Source organism: Cellulosimicrobium sp. RS (genome assembly GCF_046159675.1).
GTDB classification, from domain to species: domain Bacteria; phylum Actinomycetota; class Actinomycetes; order Actinomycetales; family Cellulomonadaceae; genus Cellulosimicrobium; species Cellulosimicrobium funkei.
On sequence record NZ_JBJXVU010000002.1, the window covers coordinates 211988 to 235714 of the forward strand.

Annotated in this window: 22 protein-coding genes; 10 read left to right on the forward strand and 12 right to left on the reverse strand. The window is 75.8% G+C overall.

Going from position 1 to position 23727, the window contains the following annotated elements:
* Nucleotides 1–36: 36 nt before the first annotated feature.
* Complete coding sequence (locus tag ACI769_RS04145; protein ID WP_051028173.1) at nucleotides 37–1767, forward strand: ABC transporter ATP-binding protein; 1731 nt, start codon at nucleotides 37–39, stop codon at nucleotides 1765–1767.
* 173 nt (nucleotides 1768–1940) lie between these two features.
* Here the strand turns inward: ACI769_RS04145 and ACI769_RS04150 are convergent, their stop codons facing one another.
* The 3 genes from ACI769_RS04150 to ACI769_RS04160 all read right to left on the reverse strand — a co-directional run bounded on the left by ACI769_RS04150 (nucleotide 1941) and on the right by ACI769_RS04160 (nucleotide 4339).
* Nucleotides 1941–2801: a CPBP family intramembrane glutamic endopeptidase gene (locus tag ACI769_RS04150; RefSeq protein ID WP_391514988.1), complete on the reverse strand. Its 861-nt coding sequence runs from the start codon at nucleotides 2799–2801 to the stop codon at nucleotides 1941–1943.
* 162 nt (nucleotides 2802–2963) lie between these two features.
* A complete protein-coding gene (locus ACI769_RS04155; protein ID WP_409141218.1) occupies nucleotides 2964–3374 on the reverse strand; it encodes a hypothetical protein in 411 nt (136 codons plus the stop codon).
* A complete protein-coding gene (locus tag ACI769_RS04160; RefSeq protein WP_021482834.1) occupies nucleotides 3371–4339 on the reverse strand; it encodes an SPFH domain-containing protein in 969 nt (322 codons plus the stop codon). Before ACI769_RS04160 ends, ACI769_RS04155 begins: the two co-directional genes overlap by 4 nt.
* A gap of 180 nt (nucleotides 4340–4519) precedes the next feature.
* Between ACI769_RS04160 and ACI769_RS04165 the strand changes: the two genes are divergently transcribed.
* From ACI769_RS04165 to ACI769_RS04180, 4 genes are read left to right on the forward strand one after another with little or no spacing between them, the layout of a single operon-like run.
* Complete coding sequence (locus ACI769_RS04165; protein ID WP_211932338.1) at nucleotides 4520–5290, forward strand: hypothetical protein; 771 nt, start codon at nucleotides 4520–4522, stop codon at nucleotides 5288–5290.
* Nucleotides 5283–5588, forward strand: coding sequence for a transcriptional regulator (locus tag ACI769_RS04170; RefSeq protein ID WP_021482836.1), 306 nt, complete (start codon nucleotides 5283–5285; stop codon nucleotides 5586–5588). The genes ACI769_RS04165 and ACI769_RS04170 overlap by 8 nt, the downstream gene beginning before the upstream one ends.
* Nucleotides 5585–6586 carry an ABC transporter ATP-binding protein gene (locus ACI769_RS04175; protein ID WP_409141219.1) on the forward strand — a complete coding sequence of 334 codons (1002 nt, stop codon included), beginning with the start codon at nucleotides 5585–5587 and terminating at the stop codon, nucleotides 6584–6586. Before ACI769_RS04170 ends, ACI769_RS04175 begins: the two co-directional genes overlap by 4 nt.
* Complete coding sequence (locus ACI769_RS04180) at nucleotides 6583–7374, forward strand: ABC transporter permease (RefSeq protein WP_034651519.1); 792 nt, start codon at nucleotides 6583–6585, stop codon at nucleotides 7372–7374. The genes ACI769_RS04175 and ACI769_RS04180 overlap by 4 nt, the downstream gene beginning before the upstream one ends.
* 109 nt (nucleotides 7375–7483) lie before the next feature.
* On the opposite strand, the gene ACI769_RS04185 is transcribed toward ACI769_RS04180, so the two are convergent.
* The 3 genes from ACI769_RS04185 to ACI769_RS04195 form a co-directional block, all read right to left on the reverse strand.
* The gene (locus tag ACI769_RS04185) at nucleotides 7484–10126 is read right to left on the reverse strand and encodes a heavy metal translocating P-type ATPase (protein ID WP_409141220.1); all 2643 of its coding nucleotides are present in this window, start codon (nucleotides 10124–10126) and stop codon (nucleotides 7484–7486) included.
* 207 nt (nucleotides 10127–10333) lie between these two features.
* On the reverse strand, nucleotides 10334–10708 hold the full coding sequence (locus ACI769_RS04190) for a heavy-metal-associated domain-containing protein (RefSeq protein ID WP_021483343.1): 375 nt from the start codon (nucleotides 10706–10708) through the stop codon (nucleotides 10334–10336).
* Nucleotides 10709–10732: 24 nt separating this feature from the next.
* Nucleotides 10733–11071, reverse strand: a complete 339-nt coding sequence (locus ACI769_RS04195) for a metal-sensitive transcriptional regulator (RefSeq protein WP_021483344.1) — start codon at nucleotides 11069–11071, stop codon at nucleotides 10733–10735.
* A gap of 247 nt (nucleotides 11072–11318) precedes the next feature.
* Here ACI769_RS04195 and ACI769_RS04200 point away from each other — a divergent pair, with 247 nt between their 5' ends.
* The 4 genes from ACI769_RS04200 to ACI769_RS04215 all read left to right on the forward strand — a co-directional run bounded on the left by ACI769_RS04200 (nucleotide 11319) and on the right by ACI769_RS04215 (nucleotide 14759).
* On the forward strand, nucleotides 11319–11801 hold the full coding sequence (locus ACI769_RS04200; protein WP_409141221.1) for a hypothetical protein: 483 nt from the start codon (nucleotides 11319–11321) through the stop codon (nucleotides 11799–11801).
* Between the two features lie 84 nt (nucleotides 11802–11885).
* Entirely contained in the window at nucleotides 11886–12983 is a 1098-nt protein-coding gene (locus ACI769_RS04205; RefSeq protein WP_409141222.1) for a DUF2330 domain-containing protein, read from the forward strand.
* A 159-nt stretch (nucleotides 12984–13142) separates the two neighbouring features.
* Complete coding sequence (locus ACI769_RS04210) at nucleotides 13143–13745, forward strand: HdeD family acid-resistance protein (protein ID WP_085386778.1); 603 nt, start codon at nucleotides 13143–13145, stop codon at nucleotides 13743–13745.
* A gap of 426 nt (nucleotides 13746–14171) precedes the next feature.
* Complete coding sequence (locus tag ACI769_RS04215) at nucleotides 14172–14759, forward strand: hypothetical protein (protein ID WP_409141223.1); 588 nt, start codon at nucleotides 14172–14174, stop codon at nucleotides 14757–14759.
* Between the two features lie 120 nt (nucleotides 14760–14879).
* Here the strand turns inward: ACI769_RS04215 and hemL are convergent, their stop codons facing one another.
* The 6 genes from hemL to hemE form a co-directional block, all read right to left on the reverse strand.
* Nucleotides 14880–16295, reverse strand: a complete 1416-nt coding sequence (gene hemL / locus ACI769_RS04220; RefSeq protein ID WP_081600255.1) for a glutamate-1-semialdehyde 2,1-aminomutase — start codon at nucleotides 16293–16295, stop codon at nucleotides 14880–14882.
* On the reverse strand, nucleotides 16292–17326 hold the full coding sequence (gene hemB / locus ACI769_RS04225; protein ID WP_409141224.1) for a porphobilinogen synthase: 1035 nt from the start codon (nucleotides 17324–17326) through the stop codon (nucleotides 16292–16294). Before hemB ends, hemL begins: the two co-directional genes overlap by 4 nt.
* Nucleotides 17323–18261 carry a uroporphyrinogen-III synthase gene (locus ACI769_RS04230; RefSeq protein WP_409141225.1) on the reverse strand — a complete coding sequence of 313 codons (939 nt, stop codon included), beginning with the start codon at nucleotides 18259–18261 and terminating at the stop codon, nucleotides 17323–17325. Before ACI769_RS04230 ends, hemB begins: the two co-directional genes overlap by 4 nt.
* Nucleotides 18262–18395: 134 nt before the next feature.
* Complete coding sequence (hemC, locus tag ACI769_RS04235; RefSeq protein WP_085386774.1) at nucleotides 18396–19523, reverse strand: hydroxymethylbilane synthase; 1128 nt, start codon at nucleotides 19521–19523, stop codon at nucleotides 18396–18398.
* A 148-nt stretch (nucleotides 19524–19671) separates the two neighbouring features.
* Entirely contained in the window at nucleotides 19672–21144 is a 1473-nt protein-coding gene (locus ACI769_RS04240) for an NAD(P)/FAD-dependent oxidoreductase (protein WP_085386773.1), read from the reverse strand.
* Complete coding sequence (gene hemE / locus ACI769_RS04245) at nucleotides 21141–22169, reverse strand: uroporphyrinogen decarboxylase (protein ID WP_369824960.1); 1029 nt, start codon at nucleotides 22167–22169, stop codon at nucleotides 21141–21143. The genes ACI769_RS04240 and hemE overlap by 4 nt, the downstream gene beginning before the upstream one ends.
* Before the next feature lie 176 nt (nucleotides 22170–22345).
* On the opposite strand from hemE, the gene ACI769_RS04250 reads away from it, so the two are divergent.
* Entirely contained in the window at nucleotides 22346–23719 is a 1374-nt protein-coding gene (locus ACI769_RS04250; protein WP_409141226.1) for a glutamyl-tRNA reductase, read from the forward strand.
* The last annotated feature ends 8 nt before the right edge of the window (nucleotides 23720–23727 follow it).

Sequence of the window (23727 nt, forward strand, 5' to 3'; positions counted from 1 at the left end):
TGCGGACGCACCCCACGACGAGACGGAGGACCGGCGATGAGCGCCGTGACCGAGACGACCCGCCGCGAGAGCGGTGACGCCGCACGCCCCGTCGTGACGATCCGCGACCTCGCGGTGTCGTTCGCGACCGACGCCGGGGCCGTGCGCGCCGTCGACGGCGTCGACCTGGAGGTCGCGCCCGGAGAGGTGCTGGCCGTCGTCGGCGAGTCGGGCTCCGGCAAGACGGTGACCGCGAAGACGATCCTCGGCCTGCTGCCGTCGACCGCGACCGCGCGCGGCGCCGTCGTGCTGACGAACAAGGCCGGGACGGCCGACCACGACGTCGTGACGCTGGGCGGGGAGCGGCTGCGCCAGGTCCGCGGGACCGACGTCGCGATGGTCTTCCAGGAGCCGTCCGCCGCGCTCAACCCCGTGTACACGGTGGGCTGGCAGATCGTCGAGGGCATCCGCGCGCACACGAAGGTGTCGCGGCGCGAGGCGCGCCGGCGCGCGGTCGACGTGCTGCGGCGCGTCGGCATCCCGGACCCGGAGACGCGCGTCGACCACTACCCGCACCAGTTCTCCGGCGGGCAGAAGCAGCGCATCGTCATCGCGATGGCCCTCGTGCTCGACCCGGGCCTCATCGTCGCGGACGAGCCCACGACCGCGCTCGACGTGACCGTCCAGGCCGAGATCCTCGACCTCCTGCGCCGGTGCCGCGACGAGTTCGGCACGGCCATCGTGCTCATCACGCACAACATGGGCGTCGTCGCGGACCTCGCCGACCGGGTCGCGGTCATGTACCAGGGGAAGGTCGTCGAGCAGGCGCCCGCGCGCGAGCTCTTCGCCGCCCCGCAGGCCGCGTACACGCGCGCGCTGCTCGACTCCGTGCCGCGCGTCGGCGAGGGGACCGCGCGGGCCGAGGCCCGCGCGTCGGCCCGCGACGTCGGATGGGCGGACGCGGAGCCCGTGGTGGCGGCGCAGGGACTGACCGTCACCTACCCGGGCCGCCTGCGCCGTCCCGGCTTCACCGCGGTCGACGACGTCTCGCTCACCATCCGGCCCGGCGAGGTGCTCGGCCTCGTGGGCGAGTCCGGCTCCGGCAAGACGACGTTCGCGCGCGCCGTCGCCGGCCTCACCCGGGTGACGGGCGGGTCGCTGCGCGTGCTCGGCGTCGAGATGAACGGCGTGAGGGAACGCGAGCTGCGCCCCGTGCGGCCGCGCATCGGGTTCGTGTTCCAGGACCCCGCGACGAGCTTCAACCCGCTGCTCACGATCGCGGACTGCGTCGCGGAGCCGCTCGTCGTGCACGGGCGCGCGGAGTCGCCCCAGGCGGCGCGCGGGCGCGTCGACGAGCTCCTGGAGGCGGTGCAGCTCCCGCGGTCGTACGGCGACCGGTTCCCGCACGAGCTCTCCGGCGGGCAGCGCCAGCGCGCGTCGCTCGCCCGGGCCCTCGCGCTCGACCCGGAGCTGCTCGTGGCCGACGAGCCGACGTCGGCGCTCGACGTCTCCGTGCAGGCGCGCGTGCTCGAGCTGTTCGCCGAGCTCCAGCGCGAGCTCGGCTTCGCGAGCCTGTTCGTGTCCCACGACCTCGCCGTCGTGGACCTGCTGTCCGACCGCATCGCGGTGCTCTATCGCGGGCGGCTGGTCGAGGAGGGCACGGGCGCCGAGGTGCTGGGCAGCCCGCGCGAGGAGTACACGCAGCGTCTCCTCGCGTCCCTGCCCGTCCCGGACCCGGTGCTCCAGGCGGAGCGCCGCGAGCAGCTTCGCGCCCTCCGCGGCGCCTGACGCCCCGGCCCGTCGGGGGAGAGCCGTGGCCCGCCGAGGTAGAGCCGTGGTCCCGTGGGGTAGAGCCGCGGTCTGGCGAGGTAGAGCCCTGGTCTGCCGGGGGAGAGCCCTGGTCCATGGAGGAGGCCGGGGCTCTGCTCCGGACGACCTGGGCTCTCCCTCGGCGGGCGGCGTCAGGCGAGGCCCAGGGACTGCTTCCACTCCAGGGGGAGCAGCGCGTACCCGACGAACGCGACGACGTCGAGCAGGGTGTGCGCGATCACGAGCGGCATGACGCGGTGCCGGCCCCAGCGGGACGTGTAGAACCACGAGAACACGACGCCCATGACGACGTTCCCCACGAACGGCCCGAAGCCCTGGTACAGGTGGTAGGACCCGCGCAGGAGCGAGCTCCACACGACGAACTTCACGCGGCCCCAGCCGAGGTCGCGCGTGCGCTCGAACAGGTAGCCGACCGCGATGACCTCCTCGAGCAGGCCGTTCTGCAGCGCGGCGAGGATGAGCACGGGCACCGTCCACCACGCGGCGTTGAGCGCCGACGCCTGCACCTCGACCGTGATGCCGAGGACACGGCCGAGCGCGTAGAACCCCAGGCCGGGGATGCCGATGGCCGCGGCGAGCGCGAACCCCCAGCCGACGTCGCGCAGGGGCCGGGCGCCGTCGAGCCCGATGGCGCGGACGGCGGAGCGGCCGCGCGCGCTGAGCAGGTAGAGCGCGAGCGCGACGGGCAGCACGGCGAAGAAGATCCCGACGAGCTGGTAGGCGAGGTCGAGGTACGGGCGGGCCGACCGGCTCACGTTGAGGCTCGCGGACTGCTCGCCGAGCGGGGTCCCGGCGGTGAGCCGCGCGACGATGTTGATGATCGCGTAGACCGCCGACTTGCCGAGGCTGAGCCCGAGCACGATCCAGATCTCCGCGCCGATACGACGGCGCGTGGCGCGGTCCGGGCGCGCGGGAGCGCCGTCGGCGGTGCCGGGGACGACGGCGGCCGTCGGGCCGGGCACGGGCGCGGCGGGGGAGCCGGGAGCGGTCAGGTCGGGCACGGTCCGGTTATAGCACCGCTCACCGAAAGCCACCTCGGTGCCTCCTGGACGAAACCTGTCCACCGACCACGGTCGGAGCGCCCCGCGAGCACGCGATCCGGGACCGGATCGAGACGAGAGCGGTCGCGGACCCGGTGCTCGGCGGGTGGGGAGTTATGGGCGAGGTGGGCGGCCCGGGCGGCGGGGTGGGCGGACGTCGCGGGGGAGGCGGCCCGCGTCGTCGAGCGCTCGGCGCAGGAGCATCTCGATCTGCGCGTTGACGCTGCGCAGGTCGTCGCCGGCCCAGCGGGCTAGGGCGTCGTGCACGGCGGGGTCGAGGCGCAGGAGGACCGACTTGCGCTGCGGCCGCTGCGCTCGGCCCGCGCCCGGGGTCGTCTCCGTGCCCGTGTCTGCGCCCGCGCCCGCGCCGGGCGCTGTGCCCGACGACGCCTGCTCGCCCGGCGAGGGTGCGTCGCCCTCCGGCGTGGCCGGCTCCCCCGCGGGCACGCCGCGGCCCGACGACGGCCGGTCGCCGTCGTCGGGCGCGTCGCGCTTCTCGGGCGGCGTGGGCCCGACGGGCGTCACTGGTACAGGGACCCCGTGTTGACGACGGGCGTCACGCGGCTGTCGCCGCAGAGCACCACGAGGAGGTTGGAGACCATCGTCGCGCGGCGCTCGTCGTCGAGCGTGACGATGTCCTCGGCCTCGAGGCGGGACAGGGCGTCCTCGACCATGGACACCGCGCCCTCGACGATGCGCGAGCGTGCCGCGATGATCGCCCCGGCCTGCTGGCGCTGGAGCATCGCCTGCGCGATCTCGGGCGCATAGGCGAGGTTGGAGATGCGGGCCTCGATGACCTCGACGCCCGCCACGACGACGCGCTCCGCGACCTCCGCCGCGATCTCGGCCGAGACGACCTCCGTCGCGCCGCGCAGCGACTCCTCGCCGGCCTCGGCGTCGTCGTACGGGTGGGACATGGCGACGTGGCGCAGCGCGGACTCGGCCTGGACCACGACGAAGTCGTCGTAGTCCTCGACCGCGAACGACGCCTTGGCGGTGTCGGCGACCTGCCAGACGACGATCGCGGCGATGTTGATGGGGTTGCCGTCGGCGTCGTTGACCTTGAGCTCGCTCGTCTCGAAGTTCCGGACGCGCACGGACACGCGGCGGCGGGTGCTGAGCGGCACCGTCGCGACGAGGCCCGTGGTGCGGACGGTGCCGAGGTAGCGGCCGAAGAACTGGACGACGACCGTCTCGCCGGGGTTGATGACGGCGACGCCGGTCGGGACGAGCACGCCCGCGAGGAACGCCAGGACGCCGAGCGTGATGAGCACGGCGGGGTTGCCGGCCTCCGCCGCGGCGGCCACGACGAGCCCCGTGCCGCCGAGGAGAAGGACGATGCTCAGCGCGATGACGGCGGCCGCGCCGCCCGCGCCGAGGGACCAGGCGGGCCGCTCGGTGACGTCGACGCGCGTGCCGTCGTGGCCGACGGGGCGGCCGGTCGGTTCGCCGCCGACGGACTCCTGCGGGGGTGCTGCGCTCTCGGTCACGGTGGTCGTCCTCTCCTGCGTCGGGGCCGCGTCGTGTATAGCAAAGTGATATCACATTTCGGAGGAGCGCCGCCATCCGTCCCCCGGGTCTTGCGCGACGGCGCACGCGTGTGGGAATCTACAAACAGGTTTGAAGCGCAAAGTAGTTTCCGGAATGACCCGCACCACCGAGAGGCCACCATGACGACCGACCGCGGCGACGCCGTCCACGACGGAGCCGTCGGCGAGCCCGACGAGCCGTCCCTCGGCGCCGCCGAGACGCTCCGCCTCATCCGCGAGCAGCAGGAGCGCGCGCGCCAGGCGACCGAGCCCGACTCCCGGCTGCTGTTCCTCGCGTGGGGCGTCGCGTGGCTCGTCGGCTACCTGTGCCTGTGGACGAGCGCAGTCCGGGTCGCGGACGGGACCGCGACGGTCCGCGTCACGAGCGGCGCCGGTCAGGTCATGGGCGCCCAGCCCGAGCCGTGGGCCTTCTGGGTCTTCTTCAGCCTCATCGCGGCCGCCGTCGCGTTCACGATCGTCCACAGCGTCACGCGCACCGCCGGGACGCGCGGCGTGAGCGCCCGCACCGGGGCGATGTACGGGTGGTCGTGGATGCTCGGGTTCGTCTGCTTCGGCCTCGTGCTCGGCGGGCTGGCCCGCGCCGGGGCGTCCGAGGAGGTCATGGCGCTCGCGAGCAACGCGTTCGCGTGCGTCGTCGTCGGCCTCCTCTACCTCGGCGGCGCGGCCGCGTTCGGCGACCGCGGGCTGTTCGTCCTCGGCGTCTGGATTCTCCTCACCGCGGCCGTCGCGACCTTCGCCGGCCTGCCGCTCACCTACCTCGTCATGGCGCTCGCGGGCGGCGGCGGCTTCCTCGTCATGGCCGCGATCGAGCAGGTCGTGCGCCGCCGACGACGGCGCCGCGCGGCCCGCCCCGTGCCCGCCCGGCCGGCGGAGGGTGCGGCCGATGCCTGAGACCGAGCTCGACCCCGTCATCCACGCGCCCGCGCGGCTGCGCGTGGTCGCGACGCTCGCCACCCTCCCGACGGGCGACGAGCTGTCGTTCCCCAAGCTCCAGAAGCTCCTCGACATGACCGCGGGCAACCTCTCGACGCACCTGCGCAAGCTCGAGGACGCCGGCTACGTGACCGTCACCAAGACGCACGAGGGCCGCACGCCCGCCACCTACCTGTCCCTCACCGCCCGCGGTCGCGTCGCCTTCGAGGACTACACGACCGCCCTCGACGCCCTCCTGAAGGGAGCCCGACCATGAGCGACGAGCGCACCGAGCGCACCGAGCGCGCCCCGCGCACCGGCCCGGTCCGGACCGCCCGAGCCGAGCCCGCGCCGTCGGGCACGGACCGCACCCCGCCCGTGGTCGCCGTCGACCGCGTGACGCGTCGCTTCGGTGCGGTCGTCGCGCTCGACGACGTCTCCCTCACCGTCGGGGGTGGTGAGCTCGTCGGGCTGCTCGGCCCGAACGGCGCCGGGAAGTCGACGCTGCTGTCCCTGGTCAGCGGGCAGCGGCGGCCCGACTCCGGGACGGTGCGGCTCCTCGGGGGCGACCCGCGCGACGCGCGCAGCCGCGTCGGCCTCGGTCTCACGCCGCAGGAGACGGGCCTGCCCGCGACGCTCAAGGTGCGGGAGGTCGTGGACTTCGTCGGCGGCCACTACCCCGACCCGGTCCCGACGGCGGAGCTGCTCGAGCAGTTCGGCCTCACCGAGCTCGCGGGCCGCCAGACGGGCGCGATGTCCGGCGGGCAGAAGCGCCGCCTCGCCGTCGCGCTCTCGCTGGTGGGCCGCCCGCGCGTCGTGCTGCTCGACGAGCCGACGACAGGGCTCGACGTCGGCGCGCGCCAGGCGCTGTGGGACGCGATCCGCGCGTACCACGCGGGCGGCGGGACGGTGCTGCTCACGAGCCACTACCTCGAGGAGGTGCAGGCGCTCGCGCAGCGCGTCGTCGTCATCGACCAGGGCGTCGTGAAGGCCGACGACTCGCTCGACGCGATCCTGCGGCGCGTGTCCCTGCGGCGCGTCGTCGTCGGGTCGGCCGTCGACCTGCGCGACCGCCCGGGCGTCGTGCGTGCCGACCGCCTCGGCGACGGCCGCCAGGAGCTGTACACGCCCGACGCCGACGCGCTCGTGCGCGAGCTCGTCACCTCGGGCGTCGACTTCCACGACCTCGAGATCCGGGGCGCGAGCCTCGAGGAAGCGTTCGAGCAGATGGTCGCGCGCGGCGCGGCCCCGACGACGGAGGCACGGGCCCGATGACCACCACGACCACCACCCCGCGGGCGGCGGCGCTGCCCGGGCCGCTGCGCCTCACGTGGCTGCACCTCAAGTACCAGTTCCTCGAGACCGTGCGGGTTCCCGTCGCGGTGCTCGGCAACCTGCTGTTCCCGGCGCTCGCGATGTTCTTCTTCGTCGTGCCGCAGAAGGCCGTGGCCCAGGACCCGGTGGCGGCGACCATGGCCGTCGCGTCGCTCGGGCTGTTCGCGATCTGCTCGGCGAGCCTGTTCACGTACGGGCTCGGCGTCGCGGAGGACCGGCAGCTGCCGTTCGACCCGTTCGTCCGCACGCTGCCCGCAGGGCCCGCGCCGCGCATGGCGGCGCGCGTGCTCAACGGCGGGATCTTCTCGCTGTTCGGCCTCGTGCCGCTCATCCTCATCGGCTGGCTGTTCACCGACGCGAGCGTCACCGCGACCCAGCTCCTCGCGGGCGTCGGGACGGTGCTGCTCGTCTCCGTGCCGTTCGTGCTGCTCGGCATGGCGATCGGCTACTCGCTGTCGGCGAAGGCGGCGCTCCCGGTCGTGCAGGTGATCCTCTTCCCGCTCGCGTTCGCGGGCGGCCTGTTCCTGCCGCCGTTCCTCTTCCCCGACTGGCTCGACGCGATCTCGAAGGCCACCCCGACCCGCGCGGGCCGCGACCTGCTCGTCCAGGCGCTCACGGGCGAGCCGGCGTACGGCGCGGCGTGGTTCGTGCTCCTGGGCTGGACGGTGCTGTTCGCCGTCCTCGCGGTCGGTGCCTATCGTCGCGACGAGGGCCGCCGCTTCCGCTGACCCTCACGCCCCTGCTGACCCCACCCCTCCCGCCGAGCACGGGGACGGCGACCGGATCCGAGCGATCCCGGTCGCCGTCCCCGTGTTCGGCGGTTGTCGGTTCCGGGTGTCAGGCAGCGCGGCGCAGGCGCAGGGAGTTCCCGACGACGAGCACCGAGCTCGCGGCCATCGCCGCGCCCGCGATCATCGGGTTGAGCAGGCCGGCCGCCGCGAGCGGGATCGCCGCGACGTTGTACGCGAAGGCCCAGAAGAGGTTCTGCTGGATGACGCGCAGCGTGCGGCGCGACAGCCGGATCGCGGTGGCCGCGCTGCGCAGGTCGCCGCGGACGAGCGTGAGGTCGCTCGCCTCGATCGCGACGTCGGTGCCGGTCCCGATCGCGAGCCCGAGGTCGGCCGTCGCGAGCGCGGCGGCGTCGTTGACGCCGTCCCCGACCATCGCGACGACGCGGCCCTCGCGCTGGAGCCGGGCCACGACGTCGACCTTCTCGTCGGGGAGGACGCGCGCGACGACGTCCGTCTCCGCGATGCCGACGGCGCGCGCCGCCTCGAGGGCCGCGCCCTCGCCGTCGCCCGTGAGCAGGTAGGGCCGCAGGCCGAGCTCCCGGAGCTCGCGCACGGCCTCGGCCGACGTGGGCTTCACCGGGTCGCGCAGCACGAGCACCGCGCGCGCCCGGCCGTCCCACGCGACGACGACGGCGCTCGCCCCCGACGCCTCGGCCGCCGCGAACGCGTCGTCGAGGGCCGGCTCCGGGGTCACTCCCTCGCGCGCGAGCCACGCGGGCTGTCCGACGAGCACCCGGCGCGCGGTGAGCCCCGCCCCGTCGGCGCCCAGCGAGAGACCCGAGTGCGCGGTCCGGACGACGGCCTCGACCCCGCCGCCCGGGGCGCTGCGGAAGTCGAACGCCTGCAGCGAGCCCACCGCGACGCCGTCGGCCCCGACCCGGGGGCCGTCGTCCGGCGCCGGGGCGCCCGCGGGCAGGTCGCGCGCGGCCGCGGTGATCGCGCGGGCGATCGGGTGCTCGCTCAGGGCCTCGACCGCGCCCGCGTGCCGCAGGGCGTCGCGCGCGTCCGCGGCCGTCGGGTCGGCGGCCACGAGCCGGTCGAGCGGCGCGCGGCCCGACGGCGTGACGACCGCCTCGAGCGCCATCGCGCCCTGGGTGACCGTGCCCGTCTTGTCGAGCACCACCGTGTCGACGCGGCGCGTCGACTCGAGGATCTCCGGGCCCTTGATGAGGACGCCGAGCTGCGCGCCCCGGCCCGTGCCGACGAGCAGGGCCGTCGGCGTCGCGAGCCCCAGCGCGCACGGGCACGCGATGATGAGGACCGCGACCGCGGCGGTGAACGCGAGCTGCGTCCCGGCACCCGCGAGGAGCCACGCCGCCAGGGTCCCCACCGCGAGCACGAGCACGACCGGCACGAACACCGCGGAGATGCGGTCCGCGAGCCGCTGCACCGGCGCCTTGCCCGTCTGGGCCTGCGTGACGAGGCGGCCGATCTGCGCGAGCGTCGTCTCCTCGCCCACGCGCGTCGCCCGCACCAGGAGAGCGCCCGCCGCGTTCACCGTCGCGCCGGTCACGGCGTCGCCGGGGCCGACGTCGACCGGCACCGGCTCGCCCGTGAGCAGCGACGTGTCGACGGCGCTCGACCCCTCGAGCACGACGCCGTCCGTCGCGACCTTGTCGCCCGGCCGCACGAGGAACACGTCGCCCACCGCGAGGTCGGCGACGGGCACGCGCTCGGTGACGCGCGCGCCGTCGGGCCCGGTGCGCGGGGTGCCGTCGGGGGCGAGCAGCACGCGCTCCGCGTCCTTCGCGCCCAGCTCGAGCAGCGACCGCAGCGCGTCGCCCGCGCGCCGCTTCGAGCGGTGCTCGGCGTACCGGCCGGCGAGCAGGAACGTCGTGACGACGGCCGCGACCTCGAAGTAGAGCTCGGGCGCGGCGCCCGCGTGGCCGCGCGACGGGACGAGCGTCGGCTCCATGCGCATCCCGAGCTCGCCCGCGCCGCCCAGCAGCAGCGCCCACAGCGACCAGAGCGTCGCGGCGACCACGCCGAGCGACACGAGCGTGTCCATCGTCGAGGCGCCGTGCCGGGCCGCGCGGAACGCCGCCGCGTGGAACGGCCACGCGGCCCACGTGACGACGGGCAGCGCGAGCGCCGCGACGACCCACTGCCAGCCGGTGAACTGCAGCGCCGGGACCATCGACAGCGCGACGACCGGCACGGTGAGCACCGCCGCGACGCGCAGGCGCTGTGCCAGCACGACGCCGCGGTCGGTCGGGGCGGCGCCGTCGTCGGGTGCGGCGGTGGCGCGGTCAGGCCCGGTGGCGCGGTCGGTCCCGACGGCGCGGGCGGGCTCGGTGGCAGGGTTGCCGGAGGTGCTCGGGCCCGCCTCCGCCTCCTCCGGCCGCGCCGCCGCCTCGGCGGTCGTCTCGCCCAGGTCCGCCGGGGGAGTGCCCTCGACGGTGGTGGCGGTTGCGCGGCGGGTGGTGACGCGGGCCGTGTAGCCGGCCTTCTCGACGGCGTCGACGAGGTCGGCGTCGGTGACGTCGGCCGCGAGGACGACGTGCGCGGTCTCCAGCGGGAGGTTGACCGTCGCCGTGACGCCCTCGACGCGGTTGAGGCGCTTCTCGACGCGCGCGACGCACGACGCGCACGTCATGCCGCCGATCGCGAGGTCGACCTCGGCGACGGGCCGGGCCTCCGCGGCTCCGCCGGGTGCGGCGGTCGACGTGGGCGCGGGCTGTGCGGTCATCGGTGGGGCTCCTCGACGGGGTGCGGGGCGAGGTCGCCGCGGTCGTCCGGCGTGCTGGCCGTCGCGGCGTGCGCGGCGCTGCCGGTGCGCGCGGGGGTCGGGGTCGCGGTGGCGACCGGGACCCGGGGTGCCCGACGGCGGTCGCGGCCTCGTGCGGTCGAGGCGCGTCCCGCCGTCGGGCACCGGGGAGGTGCGGACCGGGGACGGTCAGGCGCGGGGCGGGACCTGGAGGTCGTACGTCTTCGTCGCGGGGGCGGCGTCGGCGGCAGGCTCGGTGCCGCAGCCGCACGCACAGTCGTGCGCCTCCTGCTTGTCGGCCGCCTGCTCGGCGTACTGGGCGGCGAGCGCGTCCTGCTGGACCTCGACCGACGCGACCTCGTACCCGGCCTCGTCGACGGCCTCGCGCAGCGCGGCCTCGTCGAGCGGGTCGTCGGAGAAGACCGTGACCTCGGACGTGCTGCCGACGCGGAGCTCGACGCTCACGTTCTCGACGCCGGCGACGGCCTCGAGGTCCTTCGTGACGTGGGCAACGCAGTTGCCGCAGGTCATGCCGGTGACGCCCAGGGTCGTGACGGTGCTCATGGTGCTCCTCGGGTGGTGGGGTGGTCAGCTGCGGACGAGGCGGGCGATGGCGTCGGCGGCCTCCTTGACCTTGGCCGCGCCCTCCGCCTCGGACTGGCGGGCCGCGTCCACGACGCAGTGGCCCAGGTGGTCCTCGACGAGGCCGATGCTCACGGCCTGGAGCGCCTTGGTGACGGCGGAGACCTGCGTGAGGATGTCGATGCAGTAGACGTCCTCGTCGATCATGCGAGCGATGCCGCGCACCTGGCCCTCGATGCGGCGCATGCGCTTGAGGTACGCCTCCTTGTCGGACGCGTAGCCGTGCGGACCGGTGTGGACCGCCTGCTCCTGCTCGACGGCCGTCGCCTCGGTCGTGTCGGTCATGCTCTCCTCCTCGTCCAGGACGCGGTAGCGCGCCCGCCGCGCGGGTGGTGCGGCGGTGATACCCCGTCAGGGTACGCCCCATCATACCCCCGTGAGGTATCCGTCGGGAGGTTCGACGATCCGCTCCGAGCGCATGACACGTGTCATGCCCGTCGGGTGAGGACTCCACCCCGTCCGGTGACGGGCCGCACTGCCGCAGGCGCCGTGCCGCCGCGAGGCTGGAGGCACCACCAACGAGAGGCGCACCATGACCGACATCGTCACCGGGCTCCAGGACCTCACGCAGGGCCTGCCGCCCTTCCTGCGCTGGGTCGGGGTCCTGCTCGCCGGCGCGATCCCCTACGTCGAGGCCGAGGGCGCGGCGGTCCTCGGGGTCGTGGCGGGCGTCAACCCGTTCGTCGCCATCCCGGTCGCCATCATCGGCAACGCGATCGCGCTCGCCCTGGTCGTCTGGGTCATCGGCGCCGCGCGCACCGGGATCACGCGCGGACGGACCGTCGAGACCACGCCCAAGCGCCAGCGGATGCGGCAGGTGTTCGACCGCTACGGCGTGCCCGGCGTCAGCCTCCTCGGGCCGCTGCTCCTGCCGAGCCACGTCACCGCCGCGGCGATGGTCGGGTTCGGGGCCCCGCGCGCCCGTGTCTTCACGTGGGGCGTCGTGGCCGTCGCGGCCTGGGCCCTGGTGCTGGGCGTCGTCGTGCACCTCGGGGTGAGCGCCGCCGTCGGCTGACGGCCGGTCACGACGCCGTCACGACGGCATCACGATTCGGCGCCCGCCGCGCGGTGCCCCGGGCACGCACCTACCCTCCCAAGCATGGGCAGGGGAGCCGGAGCACGACGCGCGCTGCGCGTGGCGGTGGTGTCGGTCGCGCTCGCGGGGACGGGCGTCGTCGCGGCGCCGCCCGCGGGCGCGTGCGCGTGCGGCGGCCTCGTCGACGGACCCGCGTACGACACGGCGGTCTCCCACGAGACCGCGGTCCTCCAGTGGGACGGGACCACCGAGACGATGCTCGTCGAGCTCTCCACGCTGTCGAACGCGCCCGAGGTCGGCCTGCTGCTGCCCACGCCCGCACCCGCCGAGGTCGCGCTCGCCGACCCGCAGGTGTTCCGCGAGCTCGACGAGCTCACCCGGCCGCGCGCCGTCGTCTCCGACACCCGGTGGTGGCCCGAGCTCGGCTTCGGGAGCGGCGCGGACGCCGTGGCGGGCGCGGGCGTCACGGTGCTCGACGAGGTCCGCCTCGGGCCGCTCGACGTCACGACGCTCGGCGCGACCGACACGGGGGCGCTCGACGCCTGGCTCACCGAGCGCGGGTTCCAGCTCCCCGAGACGATCCGGACGGCCCTCGCCCCCTACGTCGGCGAGGGCTGGTCGTTCGTCGCGGCCCGGCTCGCGCCCGAGGAGGCCGCCGCGTTCGACGGCACGCTCCAGCCGCTCCGGGTCACGTTCCCGAGCGGCTCGCTCGTCTACCCGATGCGCATGTCGGCCGTCGCGGAGGACCCCCAGAGCACGCGCACGTACGTCCTGGCCGACCACCGCGTCGACCGCGTCGACCCGACCGCCGAGGCGCAGGAGCCGACCGTGCGCTTCGCCGGGCGCCTGGACCCGGCGGACGTCGCCTCGCAGGAGCTCGCCGCGCTGCTCGCCGGCGGCGGCTTCGTCACGGCCCACGAGCAGGTGTTCACCGAGCCGGCGACGCAGATCGTCTCCGACTTCTCCTTCGCCCCCGCCGCCGCGGACGTCGCCTTCACCCCGACGTACGCCGTGGTCGCCGAGAAGCGGATCGGGCCGTTCTTCGCCGGGCCCGTCCTCGCGTTCGCCGGCGTGCTCGCGCTCGCGGCGCTCGTCGTCTGGCGAGGCCGACGACGCCGCGCGCCCTCGCCCGCCCTCGCGCCGCACCCCGCGCGCGCCTGAGCGACGCGACCCGGCCCGCTGCCCGGGTCACCCCGTACGGGCGAGACGCGCGGTTCGCCGCGACACGCGGCACCGCCGGGTGTTCCATGGAGGCGAAGCGGGAGGCGCCCGGGCCCAGGCCGTCGGGAGCCGGCCCGTCACCTCGGCAGGGGAGTGACCATGACGATCCAGGACCCGATCCTCACCGCCTTCTCGCGCACCGCGAAGCAGGTCTGGTACTGGCCGGTGATCCGCGGCGTGCTCGCCATCCTCTTCGGCATCATCGCGCTCGCGTGGCCGGACAAGACGGCGGCCGTCGTCATCTGGGTGATCGGCATCTTCGCCGTCGTCGACGGCATCGTCGAGATCGTCGAGGGCATCCGGCGCCGCGGCACGGGCAGCGGCACCGCGCTGCTCGTGACGATGGGCGTCCTGAGCCTCGCGGTCGGCGTCGTGCTGCTCGTCTGGCCGGGCAAGACCGCGATCGTTCTCACCTGGATCGTCGGGTTCTGGGCCGTGGTCTACGGCCTGTTCCAGACGGTCGCGAGCCTCGACCTGCGCAAGGTGCCCGGGAGCGGGTGGGGCTGGGGCGTCGTCGCCGGCCTGCTCGGCATCGTCTTCGGTCTGCTCGTGCTGTTCAACGTCAACGCCGGCCTGGTGTCGATCGTGTGGCTGCTCGCGCTCTTCGCGATCGTCTGGGGCGTCATGCTCATCGCGTTCGGCGTCCAGATCCGCTCGCTCGGCCGACAGGCCGGACGCGCGGCCGCACCCGGCACGTACTGACCCGACCGGCTCGCGACGAGACCGGCGCGCTCCGGTCGAGCGGGCATCGTGGCGGCAAGAGCGACCGCGTGTCTCACGACCGCTGCGCCGGTCGTCGCGATCGGGCGGCTCCCCGCGGGCGAGCGCGCCGGGTGGCTCGCCGTCGGCAGGCCTGCTGACGCGCTCGCGTCGACCGGATCAGGCGCGATCGCAGAGGCTCTCGTCCTGCGGAGGCGGGGTGGAGGGCCGTATCGCGAGCGACTGTCCGTGCCGGGAGACAACAAGGCCCCGGGGGGTCTCTCACCGAAGTGAGTCGCCATGATTCCCGGGGCTCTCTGTTGGCTACAGTCTAGCGACTCGCACGTACGTCGCCCTACAGGGGGCCCACGGATGTCGATGTAACCGCCCGTCCAACGCACGATGGTCGGGCTGCTGTCACGACCACGGATGTCCACGTACGAGCAGGCGTCCGGGGGCGACGTGCCGGCCGCGGTCGACCTGTACAGGTGGAATCTGGACATCTCGATGGCGCTGTTCGAGGCGATCCACTACCTGGAGGTCGCGGTCCGCAACCGGATCGACGACGCGCTGACGCAGCGTGCGGGAGCCGGGGTGGACTGGCTCGACTCACCGCCCACCGTGCCGCTCAACGGGGGGACGAGGGCGAGGATCGCCAGGGCGCGGGAGTTCGCGTCCCGGAACGGCAGGGTGCCCACGCACGGTCACGTCATCGCGGAGACCACGTTCGGCTTCTGGCCGTACCCGTTCGCCGACAACTACAACCGCACGCTGTGGCAGCCCGCGCTGAAGAGAGCATTTCCCACGGCGCAGCGGACCGCGCTCCACGCGCAGCTCACGGCCGTGAGCGACCTGCGCAACCGGATCGCGCACCACGAGCCGCTGCTTGGCCTGGACATCCCTCGCGAGTACCAGGGGATCATCTCGCTCGCGGAGCTCGTCGAGCCGCGGCTGGGGTGGTGGATCGACACGACGTCGCGCGTCGACGCGGTGCGTCGCGCCGATCCCCGCCTCTGACGCGGCGACAGGCGGTCTCAGACGTCGCCACCGCCCCGCCGACCACGGGGTTGCTGTCGTTCTGAGCGCCAGACGACAGCAACCCCGTGCTCGGCGGGTGGGACGCTCCGGCCGGACGCGTCAGGCGGGACGGGCCTCGGCGGCCGCGCGGGCGGCGGCGGGGAACGCGTCGAGGATGCGGGCGACGGCGGTGTCGTCGTGGGCGGCCGAGACGAACCACGCCTCGAACACCGACGGCGGCAGGCTGACCCCGGCGTCGAGCATCGCGTGGAAGAACGCGCGGTACCGGAACGACTCCTGCGCCTGGGCCTGCGCGTAGTCGCGAACCCCTGCGGTCGCGGCGAGCTCGCCGAACATCACGGAGAACAGGGAGCCCGCGCGCTGCACGCGGTGCGGCACGCCCGCGGCGTCGAGCGCGGAGCTCACCGCCGCCGACAGCACGCCCGCGACCTCGTCCACGCGTGCGTACACCGTCTCGTCGGCGAGCCGCAGCGTCGCGAGGCCCGCCGCGACCGCGACGGGGTTCCCCGAGAGCGTGCCCGCCTGGTAGACGGGGCCGAGCGGTGCGAGCTGGTCCATGACGCTCGCCGGTCCGCCGACCGCGGCGACGGGCATCCCGCCGCCCACGACCTTGCCGAAGGTGAACAGGTCGGGCGTGTAGCCGTCCGCGCCCTGGCCGCGCAGCACCGCGTTCTCGAGGCCCCACCAGCCGCTCGGCCCGACGCGGAAGCCCGTGAGCACCTCGTCGAGGATCAGCAGCGCGCCGTGCGCCGCCGTGATGCGGCGCAGGCCCTCGTTGAAGCCCTCCGCGGGCGGGACGACGCCCATGTTCGCGGGCGACGCCTCGGTGATGACGGCCGCGATCTCGGATCCGCGCTCCGCGAACGCCGCCTCGACGGCCGCGAGGTCGTTGTACGGGAGCACGAGCGTCTCGGCCGCCGTCGCCTCGGTGACCCCGGCCGAGCCGGGCAGGGCGAGCGTCGCGACGCCGGACCCCGCCTCGGCGAGCAGCGCGTCCACGTGCCCGTGGTAGCAGCCGGCGAACTTCACGACGACGTCGCGCCCGGTCACGCCGCGCGCGAGGCGGATCGCGGTCATCGTGGCCTCCGTGCCCGTGGACACGAGGCGCACGCGCTCCGCGGCGGGCACCCGACGGCGGATCTCCTCCCCGAGCTCGACCTCGCCGAGCGTCGGCGCGCCGAACGACAGCCCGCGGGCCGCCGCCTCCTGGACCGCGGCGACGACGTCGGGGTGCGCGTGCCCGAGCAGGGCCGGGCCCCACGAGCACACGAGGTCGACGTACTCGCGGCCCGCGACGTCGGTCACGTACGGGCCGCGCGCCGAGGCGAGGAACCGCGGGTCGCCGCCCACGGACCCGTAGGCCCGCACGGGCGAGCTGACGCCGCCCGGGAGCACGCCCTGCGCGCGCACGAACGCGGCGTGGTTGTCCGCCCCGCCCGCGCCCGGCGCGCCGAACAGCGCCGCGTCCTGCGCCTGCACGGCCTCCGCCGTCCCGAAACCGCCCGTGTCCGTCATGCCCGCGTCCTTCCGTCGTTCTCGTCCAGCCAGCCCGCGAGCTCCGTCGCCCAGTAGGTGAGGATCACGTCCGCGCCGGCGCGCTTGATGCCGAGCACCGACTCCGTGACGGCGGCGCGCCGGTCGATCCAGCCGTTCGCCGCGGCCGCCTCGATCATCGCGTACTCGCCCGACACCTGGTACGCCGCGACGGGCACCGCCGACATCTCCGCGACCGCCGCGAGCACGTCGAGGTACGACCCGGCGGGCTTCACCATGACCATGTCCGCGCCCTCGGCGAGGTCGAGGTCGGCCTCGCGCAGGCCCTCCCGGGCGTTGCCCGCGTCCATCTGGTAGGTGCGGCGGTCGCCCTGGAGCGCCGAGTCCACGGCCTCCCGGAACGGCCCGTAGAACGCGCTCGCGTACTTCGCGGAGTACGCGAGGATGCCCACGTCGTCGAACCCGGCGGCGTCGAGCGCCTCGCGGATCACGGCCACCTGGCCGTCCATCATGCCCGACGGCGCGACGACGTCCGCGCCCGCGCGCGCCTGCGCGACGGCCATCGAGGCGTAGCGGTCGAGCGTCGCGTCGTTGTCGACGACGACGCCCCCGTCCCGGCCCTCGGCCAGCACGCCGCAGTGCCCGTGGTCGGTGAACTCGTCGAGGCACGTGTCCGCCATGACGACCGGCCCGCCGCCTGCGTGCTCGCGCGCCGCCTCGACCGCGATCCGGATGCCGCGCTGCAGGATCCCGTCCTCGGCGTCCGCCTGGGTGCCGGTCGCGTCGCGCTCGGCCGGGATGCCGAAGAGCATGACGCCGCCGACCCCGGCGCGCGCGGCGTCGCGCACGGCGTCCGCGAGCGTCGCCTCGGTGTGCTGCACGACGCCTGGCATCGACGAGATGGGGCGCGGCGCGTCGAGGCCCTCCTTGACGAACAGGGGGAGCACGAGGTCGGACGCGTGCACGCGCGTCTCGCGGACGAGCCGCCGCACGCGCGGGCTCGTGCGCAGACGGCGCGGCCGGTGGTGCCCGACGGGGAGCTGGTGGGTCACGAGGGGTCTCCTTCGGTGGTCGGGTCGACGCCGGTCGTGCTGGCCGCCGGGGGAGCGGCCGGGTCGTCGGGCTCGGCGGTCGTGCGAGTGGAGGGACCGGTGGCGGCGAGCGCGCCGACGAGCGCGGCGGCCAGCGCGGCGTCGGTCGGGCGCTCCGCGACGGCGTCGAGCCGCAGCCCGACGTCGCGCGCGGCCCGGGCGGTCGGGTCGCCGATCGCGACGCCCACGACGTCGTCGCGCGGGCCGAGCTGCCGCGCGACCTCGCGCGCGACGCTCCCCGAGGTGAGCACGACGGCGTCCACCGCGCCCGCCCGCCACGCCGCGACGACGTCCGGCGCGAGCGTGTGCGTGACGGTGCGGTAGACGGTGACGACGTGCGGGACGTACCCGAGGTCGTGCAGGCCGTCGTGCATCGTCGGCGCGGCGAGGTCCCCCTGCGGCAGCAGGACCACACCTCTACCTCGCGAGGTAGAGCCCTGGTCCGCCGAGGTAGAGCCGTGGTCCGACGGGGGGAGGGTCGCGAACGCGGCGACGAGGCCGCGGGCGGAATTCTCGTCGGGCTCGAGCTCGACGGTGACGCCGACCGCCTCCAGGGCGCGGCGCGTCGCGGGCCCGACGGCGGCCCAGCGGGCCCGGCGCCCGGCGTCGCCGAGGTCGACGCCCTGGCGGGCGGCGCTCGCGACGAGCTCGTCGATCGCGTTGACGCTCGTCACGACGACCCACGCGAAGTCGCCGTGGACCAGGCGGGCGAGGGCGCCGTCGACGGGCGCCGTGTCCTCGACGGGCGCGCGCTCGATCGCCGGGCTGACGAGGACGTGGGCGCCCGCGTCGCGGAGCGTCGCCGCGAGGCCCGCGGCGCGCTCGGGCGCGCGCGGGACCAGGACGGTCCGACCGGCGAGCGCGTCGGCCCGGCGGGCTGCGTCCAGGTCGTCCACGGGATCCCCAGCGTCCACGGGGTTCCCAGCGTCCACCGAGTCCCCAGGGTCCACCGCGTCCGCCGTGCCGCGCGCCGGGAGCGGGGGCACCACGGGCGCGGGTCCCCGCGACGGGTCCCGCAGCGGTCCGGGGCTCATTCCGCCGCGCCGCGGTAGCCGCCGTCGCGGAGCTGCTCGCGGGCAGCCTCCACGGCGCGGTCGGTCGCCGGCGCCTCCGCGGCCGGGGCGTCGAGGACAGGGGTGCCCGCCCCGGTCTCGCGCAGCGGCGCGAGGCGCGCGGCGCCGTCGGCGAGGAGCGCGTCGGCGACGCGGGCACCCAGCCCGCGCGCGACGTCGTCCCGGGCGGTCGCGGCGGCCGCGAGCGACCCGGTGCTCGGGGGGAGCGCGGCGCGCGCGGAGTGCGTGAGCTGCTCGGCGCCGTCGACCCGCGCGACGACGGCCGTCAGCGCCACGTCGCCGTCCTCCACGACGGCGTGCGCGCCGACGGGGGCTGCGCACCCGGCCTCGAGCCGGCCGAGGAGCGCGCGCTCGGCGAGCACGGCGAGGCGCGTGGGCTCGTGGTCGAGGTCGTGCAGGGCGCGGGCGAGGACCGGGTCGTCGAGCGACGACGTGCGCACCTCGACGGCGAGCGCGCCCTGCCCGGCGGCGGGCGCCATGATCGCGGTGTCGATCACCTCGGACACGGCCTCGAGCCGGCCGAGGCGGGCGAGCCCCGCGTACGCGAGCACGACGGCGTCGAGGTCGGCCTCCTCGCCGAGCGCCCGGGCGAGGCGCGTGTCGACGTTGCCGCGGATGTCGACGACGTCGAGGTCGGGCCGGACGGACCGGAGCTGCGCGGCGCGCCGCGGCGACCCGGTGCCGACGCGGGCGCCGCGCCGGAGCGTCGTGATGGTCAGGCCGTCGCGCGCGCACAGGACGTCGCGCGGGTTCTCGCGCTCGGGCGTGACGACGGTGAGCCCCGGTGCGGGCTCGGTCGGGAGGTCCTTGAGGGAGTGCACCGCGACGTCGCACCGGCCGTCGAGCAGCGCCTCGCGGAGCGCGGTCACGAAGACGCCCGTCCCGCCCATCTGGGCGAGCGATCCGGTGAGCACGTCACCGTCGGTGCGGATGCGCACGATCTCGACGTCGCGGCCGGTCAGCTCTTCGAGGCGGCGGGCGACGTGGCCGGTCTGGGTCGTCGCGAGGGCGCTGCCGCGCGTGCCCACGCGGAGGGGCGTCGTACCTGCAGGACTCACGGAACCAGTCTCTCCCCACTTCGGCATTCCACGAAAATGTGCACGTCACAGCGCGGGAATGATGCGGGGAGTGACGTGGTCCTGACGCCCGGTCAGGAAGTTGCGGACAATGTGTCAGGTCATTTCGCGGGGAATTCTCGGGACTATTCCGGCGCGCAATCCGGTGAGGATTCCCTCACCCCGCGGCCGCGAGGCTGCGGGCACATTCCTGTGCGTGGCCGACGATCGACGCGAGCCCCGTCCCGGCGATCCAGCCGCCGGTCACGGCCAGCCCGGGCACGGCGTCCACGCGCGCGACGAACGCCGCGACCTCGCGCCGGAACGCGGGCGTGGGCGGGGGCAGCGCGCCGTTCCACCGCGTGACGACGTGGCCGAGGACGCGCCCGTGCAGGTCGACGCCGAAGAGGCGCGACGCGTCCACGACGACGCGGTCGAGGTCCGGCTCCGTCGTCGCGCCGATGCGCCCGTAGCTCAGGCGCACCACGTGGTGCCCCGGCCCGGCGGCGGCGCGGACGCGGTCGCGCAGCCAGGGCCACTTGGCGGTCGAGTGCGTGAGCGCCTTGGCCTCGACGTCCGACGGCGGCGCCGCGCGCCCGGCGTCGCGGTGCGGCGGGGCGACGAGCAGGCCGGTCCCGCGCGGGGCGTCGTCGAGCTCGGGCGCGCGCAGCAGGAGCGTCACGAGCCGCACGTCCGCGCCGGGCTCCGGGTCCGGCAGGAGGTCGGCCGCCGTCCCGACGAGCGGGCCGAGCGCGTCGACGAGCGCCGGGGTCGTCACGACGAGGCGCGGCGCGGCGAGGTCGACCGGACCGCTCGGGGTCTCGGCGCGCACGAGCCAGGTTCCGGGGCCGCCGTCCGGGGCCGCGGTGCGCGAGATCCCCGTGACCTCGTGGCGCAGCCGGACGTCGGTCCCCGCGACGAGCCCCTCGACGAGCCGGTGCATCCCGCCGTCGATGCCGCGCACGGCCGACCCGGCGGGGGCGAGGGCGCGCATCGACGCGACGGCGCGCGCGAGCGACCCCTCGCGCTCGAACGCCTCGCGCAGCCCGGGCGCGACCGCCGCGACGTCCAGCCGGTCGAGCGGGGCGGAGTGCACGCCGGAGGCGACCGGCGCGACGAGCCGCTCGGTCACGCGCGCCCCCATGCGGGACCGCGTGAACGTCTCGAGCGTCCGCAGGTCGGTGAACCTGCGGGGCAGCACCCGGTCGAGGCTCGCGCGCAGCGACCCGCCGAGGCCGACGGCGCGGCGCACGTCGCGCGACCACGGGTCCGCGGGGATGCCGAGGACGCCCGCGCGCGGCAGGGGGTAGGCGTGCCCGGCGGCGTAGCCCCACGCGCCCGCGCCCGACGGCTCGACGACGTCCAGCCCCAGCTCGTGCACGAGGTCGCCGACGGCCGTACCGCGGGCCGCGAACGACTCGGCCCCGAGGTCGACGCGCACGCCGTCGAGGCCGGGCAGCTCCCCGCCGCGGACCGGCCCGCCGGGCACCTCGGCGGCGTCCAGCACGACGACGCGCAGCCCCTGCGCGCGCAGGGTCCGCGCGGCGGTGAGCCCGGCGACGCCCGCGCCGACGACGACCGCGTCCGCGGTCTCGACTCCCTCCGGTGCGGGGGGTGCGGGCGGACGGGGCGTCGTCGGCTCGGTGCTCACCGTCGGGTCGCCTCCTCGGTGGCGGCGTCGGGAGCGTCGTCCGCGAGCGCGTGGACGAGCGCGACGACGCGCGTCAGCACGTCGGGGTCGGTGTCCGGCGGGACGCCGTGGCCGAGGTTGACCACGTGCCCCGGGGCCGTGCGTCCGCGGCGCACGACGTCCCGGACGTGCGCCTCGAGCACGTCCCACGGCGCGGCGAGCAACGCGGGGTCGATGTTGCCCTGCACCGGCACGGGGGCGTGGCCCTCGGCGAGGAGCCGGGCGGCGTCGTCGAGCGGCGTGCGGTAGTCGACGCCCACGGCGACGTCCTGCACCCCGGCCGCGGTGACGGCGTCGCGCATGGCGGGGAGCAGGTGCCCCGTGCCCGTGCCGAAGTGGACGACGGGCACGCCGAGGTCCGCGACGTGGGTGAGCGCGCGCGTGCTCGCCGGGGCGGCGCCGGCCGCGTAGTCCGCGAGCGAGAGCGAGCCGGCCCACGAGTCGAAGAGCTGCGCCGCGCTCGCGCCCGCCTCGACCTGCGTCCGCAGGAACGTGCCGGTGAGGTCGGCCGCCCAGTCGACGAGGCGCTGCCACGTCTCCGGGTCGCCGCGCAGCAGGGCGCGCGCCGCGAGGTGGTCGCGCGACGGCCGACCCTCCACGAGGTAGGCAGCGAGGGTGAACGGCGCCCCGGCGAACCCGATGAGGGGCGTCGTGCCCAGCGCGTCGACGGTCAGCGCGACGGCCTCGCGGATCGGGGCGAGCGCGTCCTCGGTGAGCTCGCTCTCCACGAGCCGGGCGACGTCGTCGGGCGTGCGGTACGCCTGGCCCATGACGGGGCCGACGCCCGGCGCGATCTCCACCTCGACGCCTGCGAGCCGCAGCGGGACCACGATGTCCGAGAAGAAGATGCCCGCGTCCACGCGGTGCCGGCGCACCGGCTGGAGCGTGATCTCGGACGCGAGGTCGGGGCGCAGGCACGAGTCGAGCATGCTCACGCCCTCGCGCGCGGCGCGGTACTCCGGCAGCGAGCGGCCCGCCTGGCGCATGAACCACACGGGTGTGATTTCTGGGCGCTTTCCGGTCGTGCCCGCGCGCAGGGCCTGCACGAGCGGGGAACGGTCCGTGCGGCCGTCGGTCAGGGGATGGCCCGGGGAAAGGGCGACAGGAATCACAGCTACCGATTCTGCCTCTCTCCCGGGGGAATGATTAAATCGGAGGCACTGTGGCTCTTCTCTCCCTCACGGCCAGCCACCACGAGCTGGACCTCGACGCCCTGGAACGACTCTCCACCGGGGCCCACTCGATCGGCGGCTCCGCGGTCGCGGCGTGCGACGTGATCACCGGTGCGGTCGTCCTCGCGACGTGCAACCGGTTCGAGCTGTACCTCGACGTGGACGCCCCCCTCGACGGCACCGGCGTGCAGCACGCGACCGAGCACGTCGCGCGCATGGTCGCCGAGGCGTCGGGCGTGGAGGTGGCGGAGGCGCTCGCGTCGTTCCGCACGCGCGCCGGGACCGAGGTCGCCGAGCACCTGTTCGCCGTCGCGTCGGGCCTGGACTCGATGGTCGTGGGAGAGCGCGAGATCGCCGGCCAGGTGAAGCGGGCGCTGGAGACCGCGCACGCCGACGGCGTGACGTCCTCGACGCTCGAGCTCCTCTTCCAGACGGCGTCGCGCACCTCCAAGAAGGTCAGCACGCACACGACGCTCGGCGGGGCCGGTCGCTCCGTCGTCGCGCTCGGGCTCGACCTCGCCGCCGCCGAGCTGCCGCCGTGGCCGCAGGTCCGCGCCGTCCTCATCGGCACCGGGTCGTACGCGGGCGCGAGCCTCGCCGCGCTGCGGGCGCTCGGGTGCGACGACGTGCGGGTCTACTCGCAGTCCGGCCGCGCCGAGGAGTTCGCCGCCGCGCGCGGCGTGGAGGCCGTGACGGACCTCGTCGCGGCGCTCGAGGACGCGGACCTCGTGGTGTCGTGCAGCGGCGCGCGCGGTCGGGCGCTCGCGGCGGACGCCGCGCGCCCGGGCTCCGAGCGGCGCGAGCAGGCGATCGAGCACGTGCTCGACGCCGCCGCGGTGGTGCGAGCGCGCGAGCGGGCTGCGGTGCGGGCGGGCGACGAGCCCGTCGCGCGCCCCACGGTCGTGCTCGACCTCGCGCTGCACCGCGACGTCGACCCGCGCGTGGCCGACGTCGAGGGCGTGCTCCTGTACGACCTCGCGACGCTCGCGGCGCACTCGCCGTCGATCGCGTCCGAGCTCGTGACGCAGGCGCGCACGATCGTCGACGAGGCGACGCGGGCGTTCGAGGAGACGCGCCTCGGGCGGGCGGCGGACACCGCCGTGGTCGCCCTGCTGGCCGACGCCGAGCGGCGCGTCGCGCTCGAGGTGGCCGACGTCGTCGCGCTGCGCGAGGCGGACGGCGACCCGGTCGAGCCGGACGAGGCCGACGAGATCGCGCGCGGCGTGCGGCGCCGCGTGCACGCCGACCTGCACCGCGCGATCGTCGCGGCCCGTGCGGAGGCCGTCGCGGCTGCGCAGGCCGAGGAGCGCGCGGTCGTCGCGGACGCCCAGGCGCTCGTCCACGAGGCCGCCGGCGCGCGCTGACCCCCGTC

Excerpts from the sequence above, each read along its gene's own strand:
- ACI769_RS04215 (WP_409141223.1), top strand. The coding sequence starts at position 14,172 with ATGTCCACGTACGAGCAGGCGTCCGGGGGCGACGTGCCGGCCGCGGTC.
- ACI769_RS04185 (WP_409141220.1), bottom strand. The coding sequence starts at position 10,126 with ATGACCGCACAGCCCGCGCCCACGTCGACCGCCGCACCCGGCGGAGCC.
- ACI769_RS04195 (WP_021483344.1), bottom strand. The coding sequence starts at position 11,071 with ATGACCGACACGACCGAGGCGACGGCCGTCGAGCAGGAGCAGGCGGTC.
- ACI769_RS04180 (WP_034651519.1), top strand. The coding sequence starts at position 6,583 with ATGACCACCACGACCACCACCCCGCGGGCGGCGGCGCTGCCCGGGCCG.
- hemE (WP_369824960.1), bottom strand. The coding sequence starts at position 22,169 with ATGCGCCAGGCGGGCCGCTCGCTGCCGGAGTACCGCGCCGCGCGCGAG.
- ACI769_RS04165 (WP_211932338.1), top strand. The coding sequence starts at position 4,520 with ATGACGACCGACCGCGGCGACGCCGTCCACGACGGAGCCGTCGGCGAG.
- ACI769_RS04205 (WP_409141222.1), top strand. The coding sequence starts at position 11,886 with ATGGGCAGGGGAGCCGGAGCACGACGCGCGCTGCGCGTGGCGGTGGTG.
- ACI769_RS04175 (WP_409141219.1), top strand. The coding sequence starts at position 5,585 with ATGAGCGACGAGCGCACCGAGCGCACCGAGCGCGCCCCGCGCACCGGC.
- ACI769_RS04170 (WP_021482836.1), top strand. The coding sequence starts at position 5,283 with ATGCCTGAGACCGAGCTCGACCCCGTCATCCACGCGCCCGCGCGGCTG.
- ACI769_RS04200 (WP_409141221.1), top strand. The coding sequence starts at position 11,319 with ATGACCGACATCGTCACCGGGCTCCAGGACCTCACGCAGGGCCTGCCG.
- hemL (WP_081600255.1), bottom strand. The coding sequence starts at position 16,295 with ATGACGGACACGGGCGGTTTCGGGACGGCGGAGGCCGTGCAGGCGCAG.
- ACI769_RS04190 (WP_021483343.1), bottom strand. The coding sequence starts at position 10,708 with ATGAGCACCGTCACGACCCTGGGCGTCACCGGCATGACCTGCGGCAAC.
- ACI769_RS04210 (WP_085386778.1), top strand. The coding sequence starts at position 13,143 with ATGACGATCCAGGACCCGATCCTCACCGCCTTCTCGCGCACCGCGAAG.
- hemC (WP_085386774.1), bottom strand. The coding sequence starts at position 19,523 with ATGCCGAAGTGGGGAGAGACTGGTTCCGTGAGTCCTGCAGGTACGACG.
- ACI769_RS04145 (WP_051028173.1), top strand. The coding sequence starts at position 37 with ATGAGCGCCGTGACCGAGACGACCCGCCGCGAGAGCGGTGACGCCGCA.